At 66.2% G+C, this 22,150-nt stretch carries 20 protein-coding genes and 1 pseudogene; 6 read left to right on the top strand and 15 right to left on the bottom strand.

Features of this window, described 5'->3' with window-relative positions:
• The first annotated feature begins 20 nt into the window (after positions 1–20).
• From peaB to HU772_RS12665, 4 genes are all read left to right on the top strand, one after another.
• Positions 21–1,451 carry a quinohemoprotein amine dehydrogenase maturation protein gene (gene peaB, locus HU772_RS12680; protein ID WP_186661370.1) on the top strand — a complete coding sequence of 477 codons (1,431 nt, stop codon included), beginning with the start codon at positions 21–23 and terminating at the stop codon, positions 1,449–1,451.
• 1 nt (position 1,452) lies between these two features.
• Positions 1,453–1,776 (top strand): quinohemoprotein amine dehydrogenase subunit gamma, encoded by a 324-nt coding sequence (gene qhpC, locus HU772_RS12675; RefSeq protein ID WP_046855356.1) that lies wholly within the window; start codon positions 1,453–1,455, stop codon positions 1,774–1,776.
• Between the two features lie 19 nt (positions 1,777–1,795).
• Positions 1,796–2,917, top strand: a complete 1,122-nt coding sequence (gene peaD / locus HU772_RS12670; protein ID WP_186661372.1) for a quinohemoprotein amine dehydrogenase subunit beta — start codon at positions 1,796–1,798, stop codon at positions 2,915–2,917.
• Positions 2,918–3,101: 184 nt separating this feature from the next.
• Positions 3,102–4,787: a fatty acid CoA ligase family protein gene (locus tag HU772_RS12665; RefSeq protein WP_186661374.1), complete on the top strand. Its 1,686-nt coding sequence runs from the start codon at positions 3,102–3,104 to the stop codon at positions 4,785–4,787.
• Here HU772_RS12665 and HU772_RS12660 read toward each other — a convergent pair.
• The 3 genes from HU772_RS12660 to HU772_RS12650 form a co-directional block, all read right to left on the bottom strand.
• Positions 4,784–5,344 (bottom strand): TetR/AcrR family transcriptional regulator, encoded by a 561-nt coding sequence (locus tag HU772_RS12660; protein ID WP_186661375.1) that lies wholly within the window; start codon positions 5,342–5,344, stop codon positions 4,784–4,786. The two genes, HU772_RS12665 and HU772_RS12660, sit on opposite strands and share 4 nt — an antisense overlap.
• A 106-nt stretch (positions 5,345–5,450) precedes the next feature.
• Positions 5,451–7,451 carry a peptidase U32 family protein gene (locus tag HU772_RS12655; protein ID WP_186661376.1) on the bottom strand — a complete coding sequence of 667 codons (2,001 nt, stop codon included), beginning with the start codon at positions 7,449–7,451 and terminating at the stop codon, positions 5,451–5,453.
• A 417-nt stretch (positions 7,452–7,868) separates the two neighbouring features.
• Positions 7,869–8,228 carry a RidA family protein gene (locus tag HU772_RS12650; RefSeq protein ID WP_186661377.1) on the bottom strand — a complete coding sequence of 120 codons (360 nt, stop codon included), beginning with the start codon at positions 8,226–8,228 and terminating at the stop codon, positions 7,869–7,871.
• 150 nt (positions 8,229–8,378) lie between these two features.
• Here HU772_RS12650 and HU772_RS12645 point away from each other — a divergent pair, with 150 nt between their 5' ends.
• Positions 8,379–9,074, top strand: coding sequence for a tRNA (adenine(22)-N(1))-methyltransferase (locus tag HU772_RS12645; protein ID WP_302467549.1), 696 nt, complete (start codon positions 8,379–8,381; stop codon positions 9,072–9,074).
• Positions 9,075–9,289: 215 nt separating this feature from the next.
• Here HU772_RS12645 and HU772_RS12640 read toward each other — a convergent pair whose 3' ends face one another.
• On the bottom strand, positions 9,290–10,594 hold the full coding sequence (locus HU772_RS12640; protein ID WP_186661379.1) for an MFS transporter: 1,305 nt from the start codon (positions 10,592–10,594) through the stop codon (positions 9,290–9,292).
• Between the two features lie 99 nt (positions 10,595–10,693).
• Positions 10,694–10,939 (bottom strand): DUF2790 domain-containing protein, encoded by a 246-nt coding sequence (locus HU772_RS12635; RefSeq protein ID WP_186661380.1) that lies wholly within the window; start codon positions 10,937–10,939, stop codon positions 10,694–10,696.
• A 115-nt stretch (positions 10,940–11,054) separates the two neighbouring features.
• Between HU772_RS12635 and HU772_RS12630 the strand changes: the two genes are divergently transcribed.
• On the top strand, positions 11,055–11,987 hold the full coding sequence (locus tag HU772_RS12630) for a LysR family transcriptional regulator (RefSeq protein WP_186661382.1): 933 nt from the start codon (positions 11,055–11,057) through the stop codon (positions 11,985–11,987).
• 85 nt (positions 11,988–12,072) lie between these two features.
• Here HU772_RS12630 and HU772_RS12625 read toward each other — a convergent pair whose 3' ends face one another.
• The 10 genes and pseudogenes from HU772_RS12625 to paaB all read right to left on the bottom strand — a co-directional run bounded on the left by HU772_RS12625 (position 12,073) and on the right by paaB (position 22,145).
• Complete coding sequence (locus HU772_RS12625) at positions 12,073–12,393, bottom strand: hypothetical protein (protein ID WP_186661383.1); 321 nt, start codon at positions 12,391–12,393, stop codon at positions 12,073–12,075.
• Positions 12,394–12,507: 114 nt separating this feature from the next.
• Positions 12,508–13,800 carry an MFS transporter gene (locus HU772_RS12620; protein WP_186661386.1) on the bottom strand — a complete coding sequence of 431 codons (1,293 nt, stop codon included), beginning with the start codon at positions 13,798–13,800 and terminating at the stop codon, positions 12,508–12,510.
• Positions 13,801–14,093: 293 nt separating this feature from the next.
• Positions 14,094–16,148 carry a phenylacetic acid degradation bifunctional protein PaaZ gene (gene paaZ / locus HU772_RS12615; protein ID WP_186661387.1) on the bottom strand — a complete coding sequence of 685 codons (2,055 nt, stop codon included), beginning with the start codon at positions 16,146–16,148 and terminating at the stop codon, positions 14,094–14,096.
• 21 nt (positions 16,149–16,169) lie between these two features.
• Positions 16,170–17,402, bottom strand: coding sequence for an OprD family porin (locus tag HU772_RS12610; RefSeq protein WP_186661389.1), 1,233 nt, complete (start codon positions 17,400–17,402; stop codon positions 16,170–16,172).
• 29 nt (positions 17,403–17,431) lie between these two features.
• Positions 17,432–18,994: pseudogene (locus HU772_RS12605) on the bottom strand (cation acetate symporter); the annotation flags it as partial.
• The gene (locus tag HU772_RS12600; protein WP_186661394.1) at positions 18,991–19,299 is read right to left on the bottom strand and encodes a DUF485 domain-containing protein; all 309 of its coding nucleotides are present in this window, start codon (positions 19,297–19,299) and stop codon (positions 18,991–18,993) included. The pseudogene HU772_RS12605 and the gene HU772_RS12600, both read right to left, overlap by 4 nt.
• A gap of 194 nt (positions 19,300–19,493) precedes the next feature.
• Positions 19,494–20,570, bottom strand: coding sequence for a 1,2-phenylacetyl-CoA epoxidase subunit PaaE (gene paaE, locus HU772_RS12595; RefSeq protein ID WP_186661396.1), 1,077 nt, complete (start codon positions 20,568–20,570; stop codon positions 19,494–19,496).
• 15 nt (positions 20,571–20,585) lie between these two features.
• A complete protein-coding gene (gene paaD, locus HU772_RS12590) occupies positions 20,586–21,110 on the bottom strand; it encodes a 1,2-phenylacetyl-CoA epoxidase subunit PaaD (protein ID WP_134690731.1) in 525 nt (174 codons plus the stop codon).
• On the bottom strand, positions 21,097–21,855 hold the full coding sequence (gene paaC, locus HU772_RS12585; protein WP_186661397.1) for a 1,2-phenylacetyl-CoA epoxidase subunit PaaC: 759 nt from the start codon (positions 21,853–21,855) through the stop codon (positions 21,097–21,099). The genes paaD and paaC overlap by 14 nt, the downstream gene beginning before the upstream one ends.
• A gap of 8 nt (positions 21,856–21,863) precedes the next feature.
• Positions 21,864–22,145 carry a 1,2-phenylacetyl-CoA epoxidase subunit PaaB gene (gene paaB, locus HU772_RS12580; protein WP_134690727.1) on the bottom strand — a complete coding sequence of 94 codons (282 nt, stop codon included), beginning with the start codon at positions 22,143–22,145 and terminating at the stop codon, positions 21,864–21,866.
• Positions 22,146–22,150: the final 5 nt, after the last annotated feature.

The raw sequence follows: 22,150 nt of genomic DNA, 5'->3' as shown, positions 1-22,150 counted from the left end.
TCGCATATCGGGAGCTCGCCATGGGCGCACTACTGAACTTGGTCGAACGCAACCTGCATGAAGTGCAGGTCGATGCCGACCGCATGCTGTTCCATATCCCCAGCAGTTCGCTGTTCGCCGCCGACGCGGTGACCGGCGGCATCATCGACACCCTGCGCCGCCAGGGCTGTTCCGCCGAAGAGCTGATGCAGCACCTCGGCCAGCGGTTCAGCGGGCAGGACATCGAGGAAACCCTGCGCGAACTGATCGCCCTGGAGGTGGTCAGCGACGGCTCGCCACTAACCCCGGAGATCGCGCTCAAGCAGGTCGAGCGTACGGCGCTGAACACCGTGGTGCTCAACGTCAATACTGGCTGCAACCTGAGCTGCACCTATTGCTACAAGGAAGACCTCGACAAGCCCTCGGCCGGGCGCAAGATGAACAGCGCCACCGCCGAGGCCTCGGTGGAGATGCTGCTCAAGGAGTCACCCGATGAAACGCGCTACAGCGTGGTGTTCTTCGGCGGCGAGCCGTTGTCCAACTGGCCGCTGATCGAGCACATGGTGGCCTACTGCGAGCGGCGCTTCGCCGCGGCGGGCAAGCAGGTCGAGTTCATCATGACCACCAACGCCACGCTGCTCACCGAGGAGATCGTCGACTGGCTGGACGCCCACCGATTCGGGCTGTCGGTGAGCATCGACGGGCCCAAGACCGTGCACGACCGCAATCGCATCACCGTGGGCGGGCAGGGCACCTACGACGTGGTGCGGCGCAAGGCCGACATGCTGCTGTCGCGCTACCGCAGCCGACCAGTGGGCGCGCGGGTCACCCTGACCCGTGGCATCACCGATGTCGAGACCATCTGGAACCACCTGTTCAACGAACTGGGCTTCGCCGAGGTAGGCTTTGCCCCGGTGACGTCCGGCGACATGGCCGACTTCAACCTCAGCGGTGACGAACTGGTGCAGGTGTTCGCCAACATGAAGGCCTTGGGCCGGCGCTACCTGGAGGCGGCACTGGAGCACCGCAACATCGGTTTTTCCAACCTGCACCAACTGATCACCGACATCCACGAAGGCCACAAGAAGGCCCTGCCGTGCGGCGCCGGGCTGAAGATGCTGGCGGTGGACCACGAGGGCGAACTGAACCTGTGCCACCGCTTCACCGGCTCCAGCCTGCCGACCTTCGGCAACGTGCACCAGGGCGTCAAGCAGGCGCAGCTCAACGATTTCCTGTCGCAGCGCCTGGACCGCAGCGGCACCGGCTGCGACAGCTGCCGCATCCGCAACCTGTGCTCCGGTGGCTGCTACCACGAGAGCTACGCCCGCTACGGCGACCCGCAGCACCCGACCTACCACTACTGCGAGCTGATGCGCGACTGGGTCGACTTCGGCATCGAGGTCTACAGCCGCATCATGGCCGCCAACCCGGCCTTCATCGACCGCTACATCACTCCCAGGAAGGCGCACTGACATGAAGCACCTCAAACCGCTGAACAACAAGGCGCGCATCCTTGAACAGGCCGCCGCCGAGGACCGCGTCGAAGAAGTGCTGGCGATGAGCGCGGTGGCTGGCTGCACCGCCACCACCGACCCGGGCTGGGAAGTGGACGCCTTCGGTGGCGTGAGCTCGCTGTGCCAGCCGATGGAGGCCGACCTGTATGGCTGCTCCGACCCTTGCTGGTGGCCGGCCCAGGTGCCGGACATGATGAGCACCTACCAGGATTGGAACGCCCAGGCGACCAACTCCGCCGAAGACTGGCGCAACCTCGGCACTGTATTCCCGAAAGACAAATAGAACGACAAGGGGAAACCGCATGAAACCTGGACTCTGCGCGCAACTCGCGCTTACCGTCGCCGCCACGGCCTGCGCCTGGGCGGCCCAGGCCGATGACGCAGGCAAAGCCCTGCGGGCCGGCCACGAATACCTGATCGCCAGCAACTACCCGAACAACCTGCACGTGGTCGAGGTGGCCAGCGACACCCTGTACAAGACCTGCCGCCTGCCCGATGCGTTTGGCCCGGGCACGGCGATGATGGCGCCGGACAACCGCACCGCCTACGTGCTCAACAACCACTTCGCCGATATCTATGGCATCGACCTGGACAGTTGCAAGACCACCTTCCACGCTAACCTGTCCAGCGTGCCCGGCGAGGTGGCCAAGGCCATGTACTCCTTCGCCATCAGCCCCGACGGCAAGGAGGTGTACGCCACGGTCAACCCGACCCAACGCCTGAACGATCACTATGTGGTCAAGCCGCCACGCCTGGAGGTGTTCCGCACCCGCGACGGGCTGGACGCCAAGCCCGTGCGCAGCTTCCCGATGCCGCGCCAGGTGTACCTGATGCGCGCCGCCGACGACGGCAGCTTGTACGTGGCCGGTCCCGATATCTACAAGATGGACGTCAACACCGGCAAGTACAGCGTCGCGCTGGCGCTGCGCAGCTGGAACCGCCCAGGCTACAGCGCGCCGGACGTCCTGTACTTCTGGCCGCACCAGAGTTCGCTGCATGAGTTCTCGATGCTCTACACCATTGCCAAGTTCAAGGATGCCAAGCAAGACCCGGCCAGCGCCGAGCCGCTGTATGGCTACCTGAGCATCGACCTAAAGACCGGCAAGGCCCACACCCAGGAGTTCGCCGAGCTGACCGAGCTGTACTTCACCGGCCTGCGTTCGCCCAAGGATCCGAACCAGATGTACGGCGTGCTCAACCGCCTGGCGCGCTACGACATCCAGCAAAAGAAACTGGTCAAGGCCGCCAACCTCGACCATACCTACTACTGCGTGGCCTTCGACAAGGCCGGCGACAAGCTGTACCTGGGCGGCACTTTCAATGACCTGGCGGTGTTCGACCCGAACACGCTGGAGAAGGTGCGCAACATCAAGCTGCCCGGGGGCGATATGTCGACCACCACGCCGCAGGTGTTCGTTCGCTAGCGGCCCAGGATTGCACATTCCCCCTGTAGGAGCGGCCTTGCGTCGCGAAAGGGCTGCGCAGCAGCCCCAGGTTTTGAGCGTTGATGCAAAGGTTGTCGGGGCCGCTTTGCGGCCCTTTCCGACCGGTCCGACGCCTCGGCAAGGCCGCTCCTACAGGGGCCGTGCATGCCATAAGAGAGGGCCCATGAGCCAGTCCAGTTACACCCAGGGCAACCCAGACAAACCGCTGCTCACCCAGTGCATCGGCGACGCCTTCGACACCACCGTCGCGCGCTTCCCCGAGCGCGAGGCCCTGGTGGTCCGCCACCAGCAACTGCGCTACACCTGGCGGCAACTGGCCGAGGCGGTCGATCGCCATGCCCGCGCCCTGATGGCCCTGGGCGTACAAGCCGGCGAACGCTTGGGGATCTGGGCGCCGAACTGCGCCGAGTGGTGCATCACCCAGTTCGCCAGTGCCAAGGTCGGCGCGATCCTGGTCAATATCAACCCGGCCTACCGCAGCAGCGAACTGGAATACGCCCTCAGCCAGTCGGGTTGCAAGTGGCTGGTCTGCGCCGATGCCTTCAAAACCTGCGACTACCACGCCATGCTGCTGGAGCTGGTGCCCACGCTTGTCGACAGCAGTTGCGGTGAACTGGCCTGCGAGCGCCTGCCTGAGTTGCGTGGGGTGGTAAGCCTGGCCGCCGCGCCGCCCAAGGGCTTCCTGGCCTGGAACGCGCTGCAAGCGCGGGCCGATGGCGTTTCAGCGCAGGCCCTGGCCGTGCGCCAGGCCAGCCTGCACCAAGACGAACCGATCAACATCCAGTACACCTCCGGTACCACCGGTTTTCCCAAGGGCGCCACGCTCAGCCACCACAACATCCTCAACAACGGCTACATGGTCGGCGAGAGCCTGGGCCTCACCGAGCACGATCGCCTGGTGGTGCCGGTGCCGCTGTATCACTGTTTCGGCATGGTCATGGCCAACCTCGGCTGCATGACCCACGGCAGCACGCTGATCTACCCCAACGACGCGTTCGATCCGCTGCTGACCTTGCAGGCGGTGGCCGAGGAGCGGGCCACCGCGTTGTATGGCGTGCCAACCATGTTCATCGCCGAGCTGGACCACCCGCGCCGTGGCGAATTCGACCTGTCGACCCTGCGCACCGGGATCATGGCCGGTGCCACCTGCCCGATCGAGGTGATGCGCCGGGTGATCGAGCAGATGCACATGGCCGAGGTGCAGATCGCCTACGGCATGACCGAGACCAGCCCGGTGTCGCTGCAGACCGGCGCCAGTGATGACCTGGAGCGTCGGGTTAGCAGCGTCGGCCGCACCCAGCCCAGGCTGGAGAACAAAATCATCGACAGCCAGGGACAAACCGTGGCCCGTGGCGAGATCGGTGAGCTGTGCACCCGTGGCTACAGCGTCATGCTCGGCTACTGGAACAACCCCAAGGCCAGCGCCGAGAGCATCGACGCCGACGGCTGGATGCGCACCGGCGATCTGGCGGTGATGGACGAGCAGGGCTATGTGCGCATCGTCGGGCGCAGCAAGGACATGATCATTCGCGGTGGCGAGAACATCTACCCACGCGAGCTGGAGGAGTTCTTCTTCACCCACCCGGCTGTGGCCGACGTGCAGGTCATCGGCATCCCCTGCAACAAGTACGGCGAGGAGATCGTCGCCTGGATCCGCCTGCACCCGGGGCACAGCCTGGGCGAGGATGAGTTGCGCGACTGGGCGCGGGCGCGCATCGCGCACTTCAAGGTGCCGCGTTACTGGCGCTTCGTCGACGCATTCCCCATGACGGTGACCGGCAAGGTGCAGAAATTCCGCATGCGCGAGATCAGCATCGCGGCCTTGGCCGGTTCGCCCATGGACCGCTAGGGTTGCGCGGCCAGCGCTCCTTGCAGGAACAGCTGCTCCAGGGTCTGGGCGGTATTGGCGCTGGCGGCGCGGCCACGGCGCTCGGCGTCGACCATGCCGTAGATCATGGTCATGAACATTTCGCTGAACACCGCCGCGCTGATGTCGATACGCAGCACCCCCAGTTGCTGGGCGCGCAGGAAGAACGCATCCATGGCCTGGGTGTAGGCCAGCCAGCGGCGGTCCTCGGCGTTGTTGAGCAAGGTGTCGGGGCGATACTGGAACATTAGAAACACCAGCATTTCCCGATGCTTGAGGTGTTCGGCGATCAGGTGGCGAATACCGGCCAGGGGCTCGGCCTGCTTGAGGTCGGCCTCATGGATGACCTGGTTGAGCACCTGTTCGCCATGGTCCTCGAGCATGGTCACCAGGTTTTCCCGGGTGCCGCAGAAGCGGTGCAGGGTGGCCTTGCTGACGCCGGCGGTTTCCGCCAGGTCCTTCAAGGTGGCACGGGGTTGGACCACGATGGCGTGGGCCAGCGCCTTGAGCAGGCGCTCTTCTTGGAGAGTAATGCGCATAAATCGGCCTCGAGTAGGTGTCTGGCGCTGCCAAAGAGTCCCGAGTGTATCATATGAGACGAAAAAGGCTCGTCCCGATGCATACACCATCGGGACGAGCCTGGGCTCAATGCGGTGCGCGCGGGATGGTCTTGAGCAAGTCTTCCGGGCTGATGTGCCCGACCACCTGGGCCACCGCGCTGCCCGGGGTCGGCAGGTCGATGATGTGGCTCTTCATCTTGCCGATCACATGCATCTCGCACGGCTTGCAGTCGAACTTCAGGGTCAGCACTTCATCGCCCTGGATCAGTTGCATCGGCGCTACCTTGGTGCGCACGCCGGTGACGCCCTTGGCCTGCTTGGGGCACAGGTTGAACGAGAAACGCAGGCAGTGCTTGGTGATCATCACCGGCACTTCGCCGTGTTCCTCGTGGGCTTCGTAGGCGGCGTCGATCAGCTGCACGCCGTGGCGGTGGTAGAAGTCACGGGCTTTCTGGTTGTAGACGTTGGCCAGGAACGACAGGTGCGACTCCGGATATACCGGCGGCGGCGTGGTCTCGGCCTTGCGCGCGCCGCGCGGGTGGGCCTTGACCCGGGCTTCGGTCAGCGCCTCGATGGCTTCGCGGCGCAGGGCCTTGAGCTGCGAGTTAGGGATGAAGTAGGCCTGCGGCGCATCCAGCTCGATGGCGTTGGCGTGGTACATCGTGGTGCCCAGCTGGCCGAGCAGGTCGTGCAGCTGGTCCAGTGCCTGTTGCGGCTTGTTGGCCGCGCCGAACGGGCCATCCAGCGCCACTTGCACGCTGACACCTTCCTCGCTGCTGACGGTCAGCATCAGGCGCTGTTCGGTCAGCACCGCGTGCCATTCCACGCCCACCCGGCGCTCGGCCGAGGTGCGCTGCAGGGCCTGCTGCCAGTTGTGGTCGAGGTTGCGCGACAGCGGGTGGTTGGGGCGCAGCTTGTACAGGCCCTCGGGCATTTCGTTGGGCTCGACCCGATAGCGGTAACGCTTCTGGCCGTCTTCGTCGAACTCGCCACGGGGCTCGGCGATGTTGGCGCGGAAGCCCACCACCTCACGCTTGACCTGCACGTTGAGGCCGTCGCCGTTGCTCAGCGGCACTTCGGTGACCACTTGCAAGTCACGCTTGCCGACTTTCTCGACCACGCCCACCGGCAGGCCGGTGAAGGTCGGCGAGTCGAAGGCGCCGATGTCGACCTTGCGGTCGGTGACGAAGTAGTCGGTGCTGCCACGGTGGAAGGTCTTGTCCGGGTCGGGCACGAAAAAATGCTCGGTACGGCCGCTGGAGGCGCGGGCCAGCTCCGGGCGGCCTTCGAGGATGGCGTCGAGTTCCTTGCGGTAGTGGGCGGTGATGTTCTTCACATAGCCCACGTCCTTGTAGCGGCCCTCGATCTTGAACGAGCGCACGCCGGCATCGACCAGGTCGGCCAGGTTGGCGGTCTGGTTGTTGTCCTTCATCGACAGCAGGTGCTTCTCGAAGGCGACCACGCGGCCCTGGTCGTCCTTGAGGGTGTACGGCAGGCGGCAGGCCTGGGAGCAGTCGCCACGGTTGGCGCTGCGCCCGGTCTGGGCGTGGGAGATGTTGCACTGGCCGGAAAACGCCACGCACAGCGCGCCGTGGATGAAGAACTCGATGGCCGCGTCGGTTTCGCCGGCGATCGCGCGGATCTGCTGCAGGTTCAGCTCACGGGCCAGCACCAGCTGGGAGAAGCCGGCCTGGTCGAGGAACTTGGCCCGCTCCAGGGTGCGGATGTCGGTCTGGGTGCTCGCGTGCAGCTCGATCGGCGGGATATCCAGCTCCATCACTCCCAGGTCCTGCACGATCAGCGCGTCGACGCCGGCGTCGTAGAGCTGGTGGATCAGCTTGCGCGCCGGTTCCAGCTCGTTGTCGTGGAGGATGGTGTTGATGGTGGTGAACACCCGGGCGTGATAGCGGCGGGCGAACTCGACCAAGCCGGCGATATCGCTGACGTCGTTGCAGGCGTTGTGGCGCGCGCCGAAGCTCGGGCCGCCGATGTAGATGGCATCAGCGCCGTGCAGGATCGCCTCGCGGGCGATGCTCACGTCACGGGCAGGGCTGAGCAGTTCCAGGTGATTCTTTGGAAGGGACATGTCGTTATAGGTTCGGGCGGTCACGGTTTAGGGCGGCATTGTAGCGGGGAACGGGGCGGGTGGCACCCTTGGCTGCCAAGAGGAGTGGTGGCAGGGCTGGCCTCTTCGCGGGCAAGCCCGCTCCCACAGGTGTGGTGCATGCCCTGAGGTCGGCGCGATCCCTGTGGGAGCGGCTTCAGCCGCAAACACCGGCACAGCCGGTGCAAAACACCGCGCCGCTTGCTTCGCGGGTAAACCCGCTCCCACAGGTGTGGTGCATGCCCTGAGGCCGGCGCGGTCGCTGTGGGAGCGGCTTCAGCCGCGAACACCGGGGCAGCCGGTGCCAGGCACCGCGTCGTCTTCTTCGCGGGCAAGCCCACTCCCACCGGGATATTGGGTATCTGCGCGACTGCGCAGCCGCACAAGCGGATGCGCTGATCAGGCCTTGGCGGCCATGGCGGTGACTTCCACGCGCATTTCAGGGTAGGCCAGCGCCGCCACGCCCACGGCGGCACGCACCGGCCATGGCTTGCTGAAGAAGCGCTGGTAGACCTCGTTGAATGCCGGGCGGTCGGCCATGTCGGTGAGGTAGATGGTCAGGTGCATGACCCGGTCCATGCCGCTACCGGCCTTTTCCAGCGCGTCCTTGAGCGCCTGCAGGGTGCTTTCGCTCTGCTGCACGATGTCGCCGTCAAGATCGGCCGGGATCTGCGTGGTGACCAGGATGCCGTTGTATTCGGCGACGTCGGAGGAAATGGACTCGGCATCGGAGTCCGGGGTGAAGACGAGGTTTGTCATGAGGGTCTGCCTTGCTACGGAAGGAAAGGCGCAAGCCTACGCGAGCGTGACCCAGGGGTCGAGCCAAAGGCCGCCGCCTGGCTTGCACGCATTGTAATGACGCGCCATGGCCGTCAGAATCGCCGCCGATTGTTGAGCAAGGGGCTTGAGTTGAACGAACACACATTGTCCATGCGCCTGGAACGCGTGGCGGCCCACGTGCCGGCGGGCGCGCGGCTGGCCGATATCGGCTCGGACCATGGCTACCTGCCGGTGGCCCTGGCGCGGCGCGGGGCGATCAGCGCCGCGGTGGCGGGCGAGGTGGCGTTGACGCCGTTCCTGTCGGCCCAGCGCACCGTACGTGACAACGGCCTCGAGGCGCAGGTCAGCGTGCGCCACGCCGATGGCCTGGCGGCAATCGAGCCAGGGGACGGGATTACCGCCGTCAGTGTCTGCGGCATGGGCGGCGAGACCATCCGCGCCATCCTCGAGGCGGGCAAGGCGTACCTCAGCGGCCAGGAACGCCTGATCCTGCAACCCAACGGCGGCGAGCAGCCGCTGCGTCAGTGGTTGATGGACAACGGTTATCGGATCCTGGTCGAGGAAGTGCTGCGCGAGAACCGCTTCGACTACGAGATCATCGTTGCCGAGCGCTGCGAGGCGGTGAGCTACAGCGCCGAGCAGCTGTACTTCGGCCCGTTGCTGATGGCGGCGCGCAGCCCTGCGTTTCTGGTCAAGTGGCGGCGCATGCTGCGGCAGAAGCAGCAGACCCTGGACAACTTCGCCCGGGCGCGGCAGGCGGTACCAGAGGAAAAGGTGCGCGAGATGACCCGCCAGGCGCGCTGGATCAGCGAGCTGCTGGGCTGATAGCGCGCGGTGCCTGGCAAGCTGGCTCCCATGGAACAAACTGTTAACTCTGTGGGAGCGGGTTTATCGGGGCGCCGAACCGCCGCGAAGCAGGCGACGCGGTGCCTGGCACCGGCTATGCCGGTGTTCGCGGCTGAAGCCGCTCCCACAGGGATCGCGCTAGCTTTAGTAGTTGAGCAAGACAGTTGCTTCCACAGGGCATGACAGCACGGCGCTCAGCGCGGATCCGCCACCGCCGCCGGCACCTTGAGCACCAGCAACCCTCCCAGCACGATCGCCACCGCCAACACCTGCAGGGCCAACCCTGGGCTGCCGGCGGTATCACGCATCCAGCCGATCAGGTAGGGCGCCAGGAACGCCGCGACGCTGCCGAACGAGCTGATCATGGCAATCCCGGTGGCCTGCAGGCTCCCTGCCAGAAAGGCCGGCGGCAACTGCCAGAACATCGGCAGCGCCGCACTGGCGCCCATGCCGGCGAGCACCAGGCCCGCCATCACCAGTGCCGCGTTATCCGGCACCAGGCCAGCCAGGGCAATACCGGCGCCAGCCATCAGCAGCGGCACGCACAGGTGCCAGCGGCGCTCGCGAAAACGGTCCGACGAACGCCCGCAGCCAAGCATGAACAGGCAGCCGGCCAGGTAGGGGATGGCACTGAGCAGGCCGACCTGGCCGTCACTGCCGATACCAGCGCCATGGATCAGGCTGGGCATCCAGAACGCCAGGGTATTGACGGCCAGCATCACCGCGAAATACACCGCCACCAGCAACCACACATGGCCGTCGCGGAGCAATCCACGCCAGGAGGTGACCGGCTTGCGCCGCTCCTCGCCAGCCATTTCCGTGCGCAGGGCGTGTTTTTGCGTGTCGCTCAGCCAAGCCACCTGCTCGAAGCTGTCCGGCAGTGCCTTGAGCACCACCAGGCCAAGCAGCACCACCGGCAAGCCCTCGATCAGGAACATCCATTGCCAGCCACGCAGTGCGCCGTGGTCATGGAAAGCCTGGAGGATTCCGCCGGACAACGGCCCGCCAAGCACTCCGGCCAGCGGCACGGCTATGGCGAACAACGCGGTGACCTGGGCCCGGCGCCTGGCCGGGTACCAGCGATTGAGCACCACCAGGATGCCGGGGAAGAAGCCGGCTTCGGCCACCCCTAGCAAAAAACGCAGGGCATAGAACCCGGCGGCGTTCTCGACGCCCATCATGGCGCTGGACAACAACCCCCAGGTGACCATCAGCGTGGCGATCCAGCGCCGCGGCCCGACCCGCTCCAGGGCCAGGTTGCTGGGCACGCCGAACAACGCGTAGGCGATGAAGAACAGCCCGGCACCAAGGCCGTAGACCGTATCGGAAAAGCCCAGGTCGGCGCTCATCTGCATCTTCGCGAAGCCGATGTTGATGCGATCCAGGTGGGCGAACAGGTAGCACACCAGCAGCAGCGGCATCAGGCGCCAGGTGATGCGTACATGGGTGTCATGCAAGGCGGGCGCGCAGGGCGCGGCGGGGGTATCGATCGGGTTCATGGTCCGGGCTGTTCTTGTTGTTGTCCCGGAAGATCATGCGGCGCGGCGAGGGCAGGGCAAATGCACTTTCAGCACGTTGGCTGGTATTTTTCCCACGCTTTACAGCTGTGAGCAGTTGCCCATTTCGCGGTAGTCGACTTCGCGGGTCTGGCCCTGGCGGTCGACATAGACCATGTGCGCGGTGCCGATCTGGCAGTCGGCGGCGTTGCTGGCCGGGGTGATCGAAATGACCTTGGCCACATCGAGCGGCATGCCGTATTCGTAGGTTTGCGTCTCAGACGCGGCAAGGGCGCCGAACGACGCGAGCGAGGTGCAAAGGGCGATGACAGCGAGTGAAGATTTCATGGGGCAGCTCCTATTTGTGAAACATGCCTCATGATCCATTCATTTACGTTTCACAATAAATGGGCTATCCCGTGATAGATTCATGCCCATTACGTATGAATGAGTCATTCAGCCCATGGATATGCTGCATGCAATGCGAACGTTCGCCCGGGTCGTGGAGTGCGGCAGCTTTGCCGCGGCGGCTGCCGCCCTGGATATTTCGGCGGCGCAGGTCTCGCGGATCGTCGCCGAGCTGGAGAACCAACTGCAGACCCGCTTGCTGCACCGCACTACCCGGCGCCTGCGCATGAGCGAAGCGGGCGAGCGTTTTCTGGAGCGGGCGCGGCAGATCATGCTGCTGACCGAAGAGGCCATGGACGAGGCGCGCGGCGCCCACCTGACCCCGCGCGGTCACTTGCGTATCCACTGCACCCATGGCCTGGGGTTGCTGATGATGCCGCTGGTGGCGCGGTACAACGCGACTTGCCCGGAAGTGGTGATCGAGCTGACGCTGTCGCAGCGCAATCCTGACCCGTTGGCCGAAGGGCATGACGTGGTGATCGCCATCGGCCATGGCCTGCCGGACTCGCAGTTGATCGCCATCCCGCTGGGCAGCATCCACAGCATTCTCTGCGCCTCGCCCGACTACCTCGAGCGCCATGGCGTGCCACAGCGACCCGAGGAGCTGCATGGGCACGTGTGCCTGCGCACGGTCGACCCGCTGTTCGAAGAGGACTGGTCGTTCGAAGGCAGCCCGGAAAATTGCGTGATCGTGCCGCAGGATACCTTCCTGACCAATGTCGCCGACGCGATGCTCAAGGCCACGGAGCTAGGCATGGGGATCGGGCTGCTGCCGTACTACTCGGCCAGCCTGGCCATGCAGGAAGGGCGCCTGCGGCGTTTGCTGGCGCCGCACCGGCTGCGCCAGCGGGAGATCTATGCGATCTATCCGTCGCGCCACTATCTGGATGCCAAGGTGCGTACCTGGCTGGATTTTCTCAAGGCGCAACTGCCGCTGTTGTTCGTCGAGCATGAGCGGGTGGTGGAGCAGGCGCGGTATTGGCGTTGAGTAGCGCGCCTGCTGGTAGGTGCCTGGCACCGGCTACGCCGGTGTTCGCGGGCAAGCCCGCTCTCACAGGGGGGCAAGCCTTGCCTTAGCGGCTGTCCTGGTCCTCGGCGGTGCCACCCGACGCGCCGGCACCGCTGCCGGTTGCCTCGCCAGTACTGTTCGAGCCACCAGTGGCGCCGTCGGCGGCATCCGAGTCGCTGCCGGTATCGCTGCTGTCGTTACCCCGGCTGCCGCCAGGGTCGTTCACGCTGCTGCCTTCACCGGCCGTCTTGCCCTTGGGCTGATCCGCCGATGAATGCTCACCGTGGCGGGTTCCGCCCTGCATGTCGGTAGCGGCGAAACTGGCGGTGGATGCCAGGCCCAAGGTCAGGGCCAGGAGGACGGCTAGGGGACGATTACGGACCATGATGCATCTCCTGTCGGATGAACTGTCATGGCTTTGGCCGGTAATCTCGCACCGGGGTGCCCACGGCGCGACGACCGGTCATGAACAGGGGCCGCGATGCGGCCCCTGGGGTTTTCAGCTGGCGTCGGGGCGCGGCGTCGGCGCTTCCATCGCATCCAGGGTCGGATGCTCCTGGGCGGCGTGCATCAAGTCTTCGGTCACCCGTAGTTCCGCGCCGGTCGGCGAGAAGGTCGTGGTCGCGGCGAACGGCGCCGGGTGCTCAGGGGCCGGGCGCTTGCCGCGACGCCACAGGAAGAAGCCGACCATGGCCAGGTTGATCACCGCGAAGGCCCAGAACAGCCCGACTTCACCGTAGGCGGTCATCATCGGCGAAATGGCCAGCGGGGCCAGGGCCGAGCCCAGCGAGTTGATCAGCAGCAGCCCCTGGATCATCGGCACCAGCGCGTCGGCCGGGGCGCGGTCGGCGGCGCTGCTGACCGCCACCGGATACAGCGCGAACACGCCGCCACCGAGCAGGAACAACAGGGCCGGCAGCAGCGCCGTGTCGGTCGGCAGCAGCACGATCAGCACCGACAGCACGGTGCACAGCGCGGCCAGGGCGATCAGCACGGTCTGCCGGTCCTTGCGGTCGGACCAGCGGCCCACCGGGTATTGCAGGAGCATGGCGCCGAGGATGACCCAGGCCATCATGCCGCCGACCTCGCCCACGTCCATGCCGGTACGCTGCAGGTACAGCGGCAGCAGGGTATAGATGGCCGCGATGGCCACGCCGGAGCCGAAGCAGCCGACCAGCCCGGTCGGCGCCACGCCCAGCAACTGGCGCGGCTTGAGCGGCTCGACCTGGTCCAGCAGCGGCGACACCCGTGGCAGGATCACGATCGGCAGCACCGACAGTGTCGCCAGCATGCCGGCGAGCATGAACGGCGCGGTGTCGCCCAGACTGGTGATCTCGCCCAGGGCAGCCTGGGCGATGACCCCGGCGCCGTAGAAGGCGATCATGTACAGCGCCAGCAGGCGACCCCGGATCTTGGCGTCGCCGGCCAGCAGCAACCAGCTTTCAATCACCAGGAACACGCCCACCGCGGCCCAGCCATTGATCAGGCGCAGCACCGACCACCAGGTGGTGTCGTAGAACAGGCCCTGCAGCAGGATGGTCGCGCCGATCAGCGCGGCGAAGCTGCTGTAGGCGCGGATATGGCCGATGCGCAGGATCAACCGATCATTGAACACCGCGCCCAGGGTCAGGCCGATGAAATACGCCGAGGACACCACGCCGATGGTGGTCGCCGATTCGCCGGCGGCGCCCAGGCGCAGGGTGGTCAGTGAAGACAGGAAGCCATTGCCCAGGGCAATGATGAACAAACCGAGCAGGGGTGCCAGCGCCATCGCCAGCAAACGCGGGGACATACATACCTCAAGGTTGGAAATCGCGGGTGCGCGCTGGTTGGACGCGCGAGCGCTGCGCCTGGGCAGGATGCGACCTTGGCAAGATTCAACCGCGGGGCCTGTATTGGAAAGGCCGGGCGGGGGCGGTTGAGCCTGTGGCACATGCGCGATGTGGTAAGGCACGGACGCGGTCTTTGCGGCGGTTGCCACCGGCTAGGGCGACGCAAAAGGAGGCGGGATTTTACGGGCTGTGCAGAATTTGCCAAGGGGGTGAGCCCTGCGGCGATAGGCCGCAGGGTTGTCGGGGCCGGGTTTCAAGCGGTTTGCTTGGCTACCAGGGTCAGGATGTCGTAGCTGGCGACCAGCTCGCCCAACTGGTTGGTCACCTCCACATCCCAGGCCACCACGCCTTGCGCTTGCCCCAGCGGGCTGGCCTTGCCCTGGTCGATCTTGCGCTTGCAGGTCAGCCGCGCCTGGATGGTGTCGCCAATGCCCACCGGGGTGATGAAACGCAGGGTGTCCAGCCCGTAGTTGGCCAGCACCGGGCCTTCCCCGGGCGAGACGAACAGCCCGGCGGCCGCTGACAGCACGAAGTAGCCGTGGGCGATACGCTTGCCGAACTGCGACTGGCGCGCGGCGATGTCGTCGAAGTGCATGTAGAAGTGGTCGCCCGACAGGCACCCGAAATTGACCAGGTCGGCCTCGGTCACCGTGCGTCGGTGGGTGAGCAGCGATTCGCCGATGCGCAGCTCGTCGAAGTAGCGGCGGAACGGGTGTCCACCGTGCTCGATGACCTCGGCGCCGCGCACATACTCGCCGGTGACCGCCGTCAGCATGCTCGGCGAGCCCTGCACCGCGGCGCGCTGCAGGTAATGCTTCACTGCGCGCAGGCCGCCCAGTTCCTCGCCGCCCCCGGCGCGACCGGGGCCACCATGTTTGAGTTGCGGCAGCGGCGAGCCGTGGCCGGTGGACTCCTTGGCCGCCTCGCGGTCAAGCACCAGCAGTCGGCCGTGCCAGGCCGCGGCCTGGGGGATGGCCTTGGCCGCCACGGCGCGGTCGGCGGTGACCAAGGTCGCCACCAGGCTGCCCTTGCCGCGGGCCGCCAGGGCCAGGGCCTCGTCGAGGTCGTCGTAGGCCATCAGCGTGCTCACCGGGCCGAAGGCCTCGATATCATGGGCGCCGCCCTCGGCGTGGGGATCGCGGGCACGCAGCAGGGTCGGGGCGAAGAAGGCGCCCTCGGCCACGCCGCCACCCAGCGGGGCGAAGCCGTCGCTGGCACCGAGCAGTTGCTCGCAGCTGCCCAGCAACTGGCGCACCCGCTCGCCGACATCGCGTTGCTGCTCATGGGAAGCCAGGGCGCCCATGCGCACCCCCGCGACCGCGGGGTCGCCCACCACCACCTGGCGCAACTGCTCGCGCAGGCGCGTGGCCACGGCATCCAGGTGCCTGGCCGGGACGATGAGGCGGCGAATCGCCGTGCACTTCTGCCCGGCCTTGGTGGTCATTTCCCGGGCCACCTCATTGATGTACAGGGCGAACTCTTCGCTGTCAGGGCTGACATCCGGGCCGAGGATCGCGCAGTTGAGCGAGTCGGCTTCGGCGTTGAAGGGCACCGAGTGGCGGATCAGGTTGGGCGTGACGCGCAGCTTGGCGGCGGTATCGGCGGAACCGGTGAAGGTCACCAGGTCCTGGCCCTGGAGGCGTTCGAGCAGGTCGCCGGTGCCGCCAATCACCAGTTGCAGGCTGCCGGCCGGCAGCAACCCGGATGCATCCATCAGCCGCACCACGGCTTCGGTCAGGTAGCTGGTGGCGGTGGCCGGCTTGACGATGCACGGCATGCCGGCGAGGAAGGTCGGGGCGAACTTCTCCAGCAGGCCCCAGATCGGGAAGTTGAAGGCGTTGATATGCACCGCCACGCCGCTGCGCGGCACCAGGATATGGCTGCCGGCGAAATGGCCGTGCTTGCCCAGGGGGATCGCCGGGCCTTCGTGCACCAGGTTGCCTGAAGGCAGTTCGCGCCGGCCCAGGCTGGCATAGGTGAACAGCGTGGCGTTGCCGCCCTCGATGTCGATCCAGCTGTCGGCACGGGTGGCGCCGGAATGATGGGAGAGGGCGTAGAGCTGCTCCTTGCGCTCGGCCAGGTACAACGCCAGGGCCTTGAGCCGGGCGGCGCGCTGCTGGAAGTCCAGAGCCAGCAGTTGCTGGAGGCCTTGGCCACGGGCGAAGGCCACGGCTTCGGCGAAGTCCGGGCGTTCTTCGTGACTGTAGGCCAGGGTATGGCCATCGAGGGCGCTGCGCAGGGCCTGGGCGCCGTGCCGGCCAAGCCAGCGGCCGGCAATGAAGCTTTGCAGGGTAGGGGCGTCGGACATGCTGTTCTCCTCTTGGGGCAATTACCAAAGGGCCAAGGTGTAGCCGATGATCAGGCGGTTCTCGTCCACGGCGCTGGTCAGGCCGTTGCCGGAGCGAAAGGTGACGTTGCGCCAGCGCAGGCTGACGTCCTTGAACGGGCCGCTCTGGATGACGTAGGTGAGGTCGGTGTCACGCTCGCGTTCGCGCCCGTTGTCCAGCGTCGCGGTCTGGGCGTGGCGGCCGTCGGTGTAGCGGGTCATGAAGCTCAGGCCGGGAATGCCCAGGGCGACGAAATCGTAGTCGTAGCGCAGTTGCCAGGAGTCGAGCCCGGCGCGGGTGAAGGTGTTCCAGGTGACCAGGTTGACGGTGTAGGGGTCGCCGCCATTGAGGAACGGAAACGCGCTGTCGCCAGACATCTGCTGCCAGGTGGCGGTGAACTTGTGGGCCTTCACCCCCAGGGTGAACATGGCGTTGAAGTTGCGGTTGTCGATGCGCCCGGCGCGCTCGGCGCCATCGCCGCGGCTGTCGAAGTAACGCAGGTCGCCGCGCAGGCTGACACCTTCGGCCAGGGGTTGGCTGTGCAGCAAACCGAAGTATTGCTGGCGATAGATGTCCTCGAGCTTGGCGTAGTAGTAGCTGACGCTGGTCTGCGCGGTGAGTGCGTAACTGCCGCCGGCGAAGTCGAAGTGGTCGCTGACGGCGGCGCCATAGCCGATGTCGTCGCGCCCCGAGGAATCGCGCAGGTTGGCCTTGGTCAGGCGCCCGCCGTTGACGGTCAGGCCGTCGAGCTCCTGGCTGGTCAGCAGGCCGCCCTGGAAAGTCGAGGCCAGCAGGCGCGTGTCGTTGTACACCACCACCGGCAGAATCGGTTGCAAGGTGCCCAGGCGCAGGGTGCTTTTCGATACCCGCAGCTTGCCGGTCAGGCCCAGCTCGCTGTAGTCGTCCACCGGTTCCAGGCTGCGTGGGCCGTAGGGCAACAGGCCGGTATTGCGCCGGTCGCGGCTGGAGTCGAGCTTGATGCCCAGTTGGCCCATGGCGTCCAGGCCGAAGCCGACCGGGCCTTCGCTGAAGCCCGACTCCAGGCGCGCGGTAAAGCCCTGGCCCCATTCCTCGGCCTTGCTCTGCGCCGCGCCCGGCTGGCGGAAGTCGCGGTTGATGTAGTGGTTGCGCAGGTCGATGCGCGCATGGCTGTCTGCGATGAAGTCCGCCATGGCTGGCATAGGCAGGGCGAGCGCCGCCAGCCACACGGCTGGCGAGAGGTGCGTGCGGTTCATTGTTGTTGTACCCGACGTGGTGGTTTTTATCAGTGCTTGCTGGCGCTCGCGGCGCCGATACCGGTCATGGAGCGGATGAACTGGGCCAAATAGCGCCCACGCTCGGCCTGGGCGCGCTCGGAACCATCGGTGACCGAGCCGAGCCAGGCGGCGAAGAACGCCAGCGACATGGAGAACAGCGCCGGGTTGCTGTACGGGAACACCGCCTGCTCGTGGTGCAGCACGTTGACCCACACCGCCGGGCCCAGCACCACCAGCGCGATCGCCGAGACCAGCCCGGCCAGGCTGCCGCACACCGCGCCGCGGGTGGTCAGGCCTTGCCAGAACATCGAGAGCAGCAATACCGGGAAATTCACCGAGGCCGCCACGGCCAACACCAGGCCGGAGAGGAAGGCGATGTTCTGCGCCTCGAACGCCAGGCCCAGCACTACCGCCAGCAGGCCGATCACCAGGGTGGCCAGGCGCGATACGCGCATTTCCTCCTGTTCACTGGCCTGGCCCTGGCGCACCACGCAGGCGTACAGGTCGTGGGACACCGCCGAGGCGGCGGACAGCGCCAGGCCCGCGACCACGGCGAGGATGGTGGCGAAGGCCACCGCCGAGATGAAACCGAGGAACAGGTTGCCGCCCACCGCCTGGGCCAGGTGCACCGCGACCATGTTGCCGCCGCCGATGATCGCGCCGCTGGCGTCGCGGTAGGCAGGCTCGGTACCGACCATGACGATGGCGCCGAAGCCGATGACGATCAGCAGCAGGTAGAAGTAGCCGATGAAGCCGGTGGCGTAGAACACGCTCTTGCGTGCCTCGCGGGCATCGCTGACGGTGAAGAAACGCATGAGGATATGCGGCAGCCCGGCGGTGCCGAACATCATCCCCAGGCCCAGCGAAATGGCATCCACCGGGTTGGCCAGCAGCGCCCCCGGGGCCATGATCGCCTGGCCCTTGGCATGCACGGCCACGGCACTGGCGAACAACGTCTCGGTACTGAAACCGAAGTGCCTCAGCACCATGAAGGCCATGAAGCTGGTCCCCGCCAGCAGCATCACCGCCTTGATGATCTGCACCCAGGTGGTGGCGAGCATGCCGCCGAAGGTCACGTACAGCACCATCAGCACGCCCACCAGCATCACCGCATAGAGGTAGCTGATGCCGAACAACAGCTCGATCAGCTTGCCGGCACCGACCATCTGCGCCACCAGGTACATCAGCGCCACGGCCAGGGTGCCGAAGGCCGAGGTCAGCCGCACCGGAGCCTGGGCCAGGCGATAGGAGACCACGTCGGCGAAAGTGTACTTGCCCAGGTTGCGCAGACGCTCGGCGATCAGGAACAGGATGATCGGCCAGCCGGCCAGCACGCCCAGGGCATACAGCAGGCCGTCGTAGCCGTTGAGGAACATCATGGCCGAAATGCCCAGGAACGAGGCCGCGCTGATCATGTCACCGGCGATCGCCAGGCCGTTCTGCATGCCGCTCAAGCCGCCGCCGGCAGTGTAGAAATCGCTGGCCGAACGGGTGCGCAGGGCGGCCCAGCGGGTCACCAGCAGGGTGAAGCAGACGAACACCAGGAACATCGAGATGGCCGGCCAGTTCATTGCGCACACTCCTGGCGGAGCTTGTCGTTGAGCGGGTCGAGCACGCTGTTGGCGCGGTGGGTGTAAAGGCCGGTCAGCAGGAAGGACAGCAACACCATCAGCACGCCGACCAGCATGCCGACGCTGGTCACCCCGCCATTGAGCGACTGGCCAAGCACGCCGGGGGCGAAAGCCACCAGCAGGACGAAGCCGTAGTAGGCCACGAGCATGACCAGGGTCAGGCTGCCGTTGAGGCGGCGCTTGCGGCGGATCAGTTGCTGGAAATCGGGGTGGTTACTGATGGACGCGATGCGTTCAGGGGTCATGGGAGCGTTCTCTCTGGTTGTTGTAATTGTTTTTCAGGTCACGCGGGTGTTGCGGGTTTCGGTGCTGGCCTCTTCGCGGGCAAGCCCGCTCCCACAGGCCTGTCGGTGCCTTTTGGGCCGGTGCTGCTCCTGAAGACCTGGGGCAGCACTAGTCCTGTGGGAGCGGGTTTGCCCGCGAAAGAGGCAGCGCGGTATCAAAGCTGGTCGAAGTCGAGCACCACCTTGTCGCTGATCGGGAAGCTCTGGCACGACAGCACATAGCCGGCCGCCACTTCGTAGTCTTCCAGGGCATGGTTGCTGTCCATCTCGACCTCGCCCTCGATCACCTTGCACTTGCAGGTCGAGCACACCCCGGCCTTGCACGAGTAAGGCAGTTCGGCGCCAATCGCATTGCCGGCATCGAGCACGCTGACGGTATTGCGTGGCAGGTCGAACGCCAGGGCGCGGCCATCGCTGATCACGGTGATCTGGCTGCTGCTGGCGTCGAGCTGGCGCGCCGCCTCGCGGGCTTCACGGCGGGCCTCGCCACCGGCGGCGGCGAACAGCTCGAAGTGGATGCGCGCCTTGTCCATGCCATTGGCCTGCAGGCTGTCGCGTACGGTCTCGGTCATGGCCTGGGGGCCGCAGATGAAGGCCGCGTCGAGGCTCGGCACATCCAGCCAGCGGGAGAACAGCTGGCCGCACTTGTCGGCGTCGATACGGCCGTTGTAGAGGTCGACGTCCTGTTGCTCGCGGCTGAACACGAAGATCAGGTTCAGGCGCTCCAGGTATTGGTTCTTCAGGTCTTCCAGGCGGTCGCGGAACAACGCGCTGCCACTGGCGCGGTTGCCGTACAGCAGGGTGAAACGGCTATGCGGCTCGTGGGCCAGGGTGGTGGCGATCAACGACAGGATCGGGGTAATGCCACTGCCGGCGGCAACGCCCAGGTAATGCCCCTGGCGCGCCGGATCCAGCGGCACGAAGAAACTGCCCGATGGCGGCATTACCTCCAGTTGCTGGCCGGCCTTGAGCACATCGTTGGCAAACGCCGAGAAGCGCCCGCCAGGCACGCGCTTGACGGCCACGCGCAGCTCGCCGTCGTGCACCGCGCTGCAGATCGAGTAGGAACGGCGGACTTCCTCATCGTCCAGCTGGGTGCGCATGACCAGGTACTGGCCCTGGGTGAAGCGGAAATCGTCCTGCAGGTGGCTTGGCACGTCGAAGGCAATGGACACGGCATCGCGTGTTTCCTGACGCACTTGCTTGATGGTCAGGCGGTGAAACTGGCTCATGGTGATCTCCACGGCTCATAGGCATTTGAAATAGTCGAACGGTTCCAGGCAGGCGCGGCAGCGGTACAGGGCCTTGCAGGCGGTGGAGCCAAACTCGCTGAGCAACTCGGTATCGCCACTGGCGCATTGCGGGCAGCACACCACGGGGCTGTGCCCGTGCAGGCTGGCGCCGCCCTCGGGCGGGGCGATGCCATAGGCGAGCAGGCGTTCACGGCCCAGGGTGCTGATCCAGTCGGTGCTCCAGGCCGGGGTCAGCCGGCGCTCCACGGCCGGGGCCGGAAACCCGGCATGCTCCAGGGCCTGGCGGATATCGCCCTCGATCACCTCGGTGGCCGGGCAGCCGGAGTAGGTCGGGGTCACCACCAGGTGCAGGTGCCCGGCGCGCCAGTCGAGGTCGCGGACGATCCCCAGGTCGACCACGCTGACCACTGGTACTTCCGGGTCCATCACCTCGGCCAGCACCGCCCAGGCCCGCGCCAGGTCGCCCGGCTGCTGGGCCCGGGCGCCGCGGTCGCCGACGATCAGCTCACCAGGTCGCATCGGGGTAGGCCCGTGGCAAGAATTGCATTTCAGCCAGCAGCAGGCCCAGGTGCTCGGTATGCAGGCCCTGGCGGCCGTCCAGGTAGAAGTGGCTGGCGGCCTTGGGCAGCGGCAGCTCGACCGAGGCGAACAGCGCACTGACCGTGGCCTGCCAGCGCCGCGCCACGTGCGCGGGGTCGGCGGCGATGCCGGCCTGGGCCAATTGCACTTCATGGTCGTTGGCGGCGGTCAGCTCGACAGTGAAGCGCCACAGAACGGGAATGGCGTCGAGCATGCGCCGGCGGCTTTCCTCGGTGCCATCGCCCAGGCGCTGTACCCACTCGCCGGAGCGACGCAGGTGATAGCTGACTTCCTTGAGGCCCTTGGCGGCGATACCGGCAATACGCTCGTCAGCTGAAGCGGCAAGCCCTTCGAGCACGGCATGGTGCCAGGCGTCGTAGAGGAACTGCTTGAGCATGGTCACGGCAAAGTCGCCATTGGGCTGCTCGACCAGCAGCAGGTTGCGGAAGGCGCGCTCGTCGCGGCGAAATGCCAGGGCATCGGCGTCACGACCGTCGTCCAGCAGCTCGGTGGCATACTCCAGCCAGTTGCGGGCCTGGCCGACCAGGTCGAGGCCGACGTTCATCAACGCCAGCTCTTCTTCCAGGGCCGGGGCCTTGCCACACCACTCGCACAGGCGCTGGCCCTGGATCAGGGCGCTGTCGCCGAGCAGCAGCAGGTAGGGGATCAGTGCTTGCTTGTGCATGGCGCGCCTCACATATGGCCGACTTCGGCCGGCAGCTCGTAGAAGCTGGCGTGCCGGTAGACCTTGTCGTCCGCCGGGGCGAACAACGGGTCTTTTTCGTCGGGCGAGGAGGCGATGATCAGCGCCGAAGGCACCACCCACAGGCTGACGCCTTCGCTGCGGCGGGTGTAGAGCTCACGGGCGTTTTCGATGGCCATGGCGGCATCGGCGGCATGCACGCTGCCGACGTGCTTGTGGTTCAGGCCGTGCTTGCTGCGCACGAAGACTTCGTAAAGGGTCCAGGTGGACATGGTGG

The sequence above is a fragment of the Pseudomonas xantholysinigenes genome, from assembly GCF_014268885.2.
Classification (GTDB): domain Bacteria; phylum Pseudomonadota; class Gammaproteobacteria; order Pseudomonadales; family Pseudomonadaceae; genus Aquipseudomonas; species Aquipseudomonas xantholysinigenes.
The sequence above is the reverse complement of the archived record's forward strand: the minus strand, read 5'-3'. Positions and strand labels throughout refer to the sequence as shown.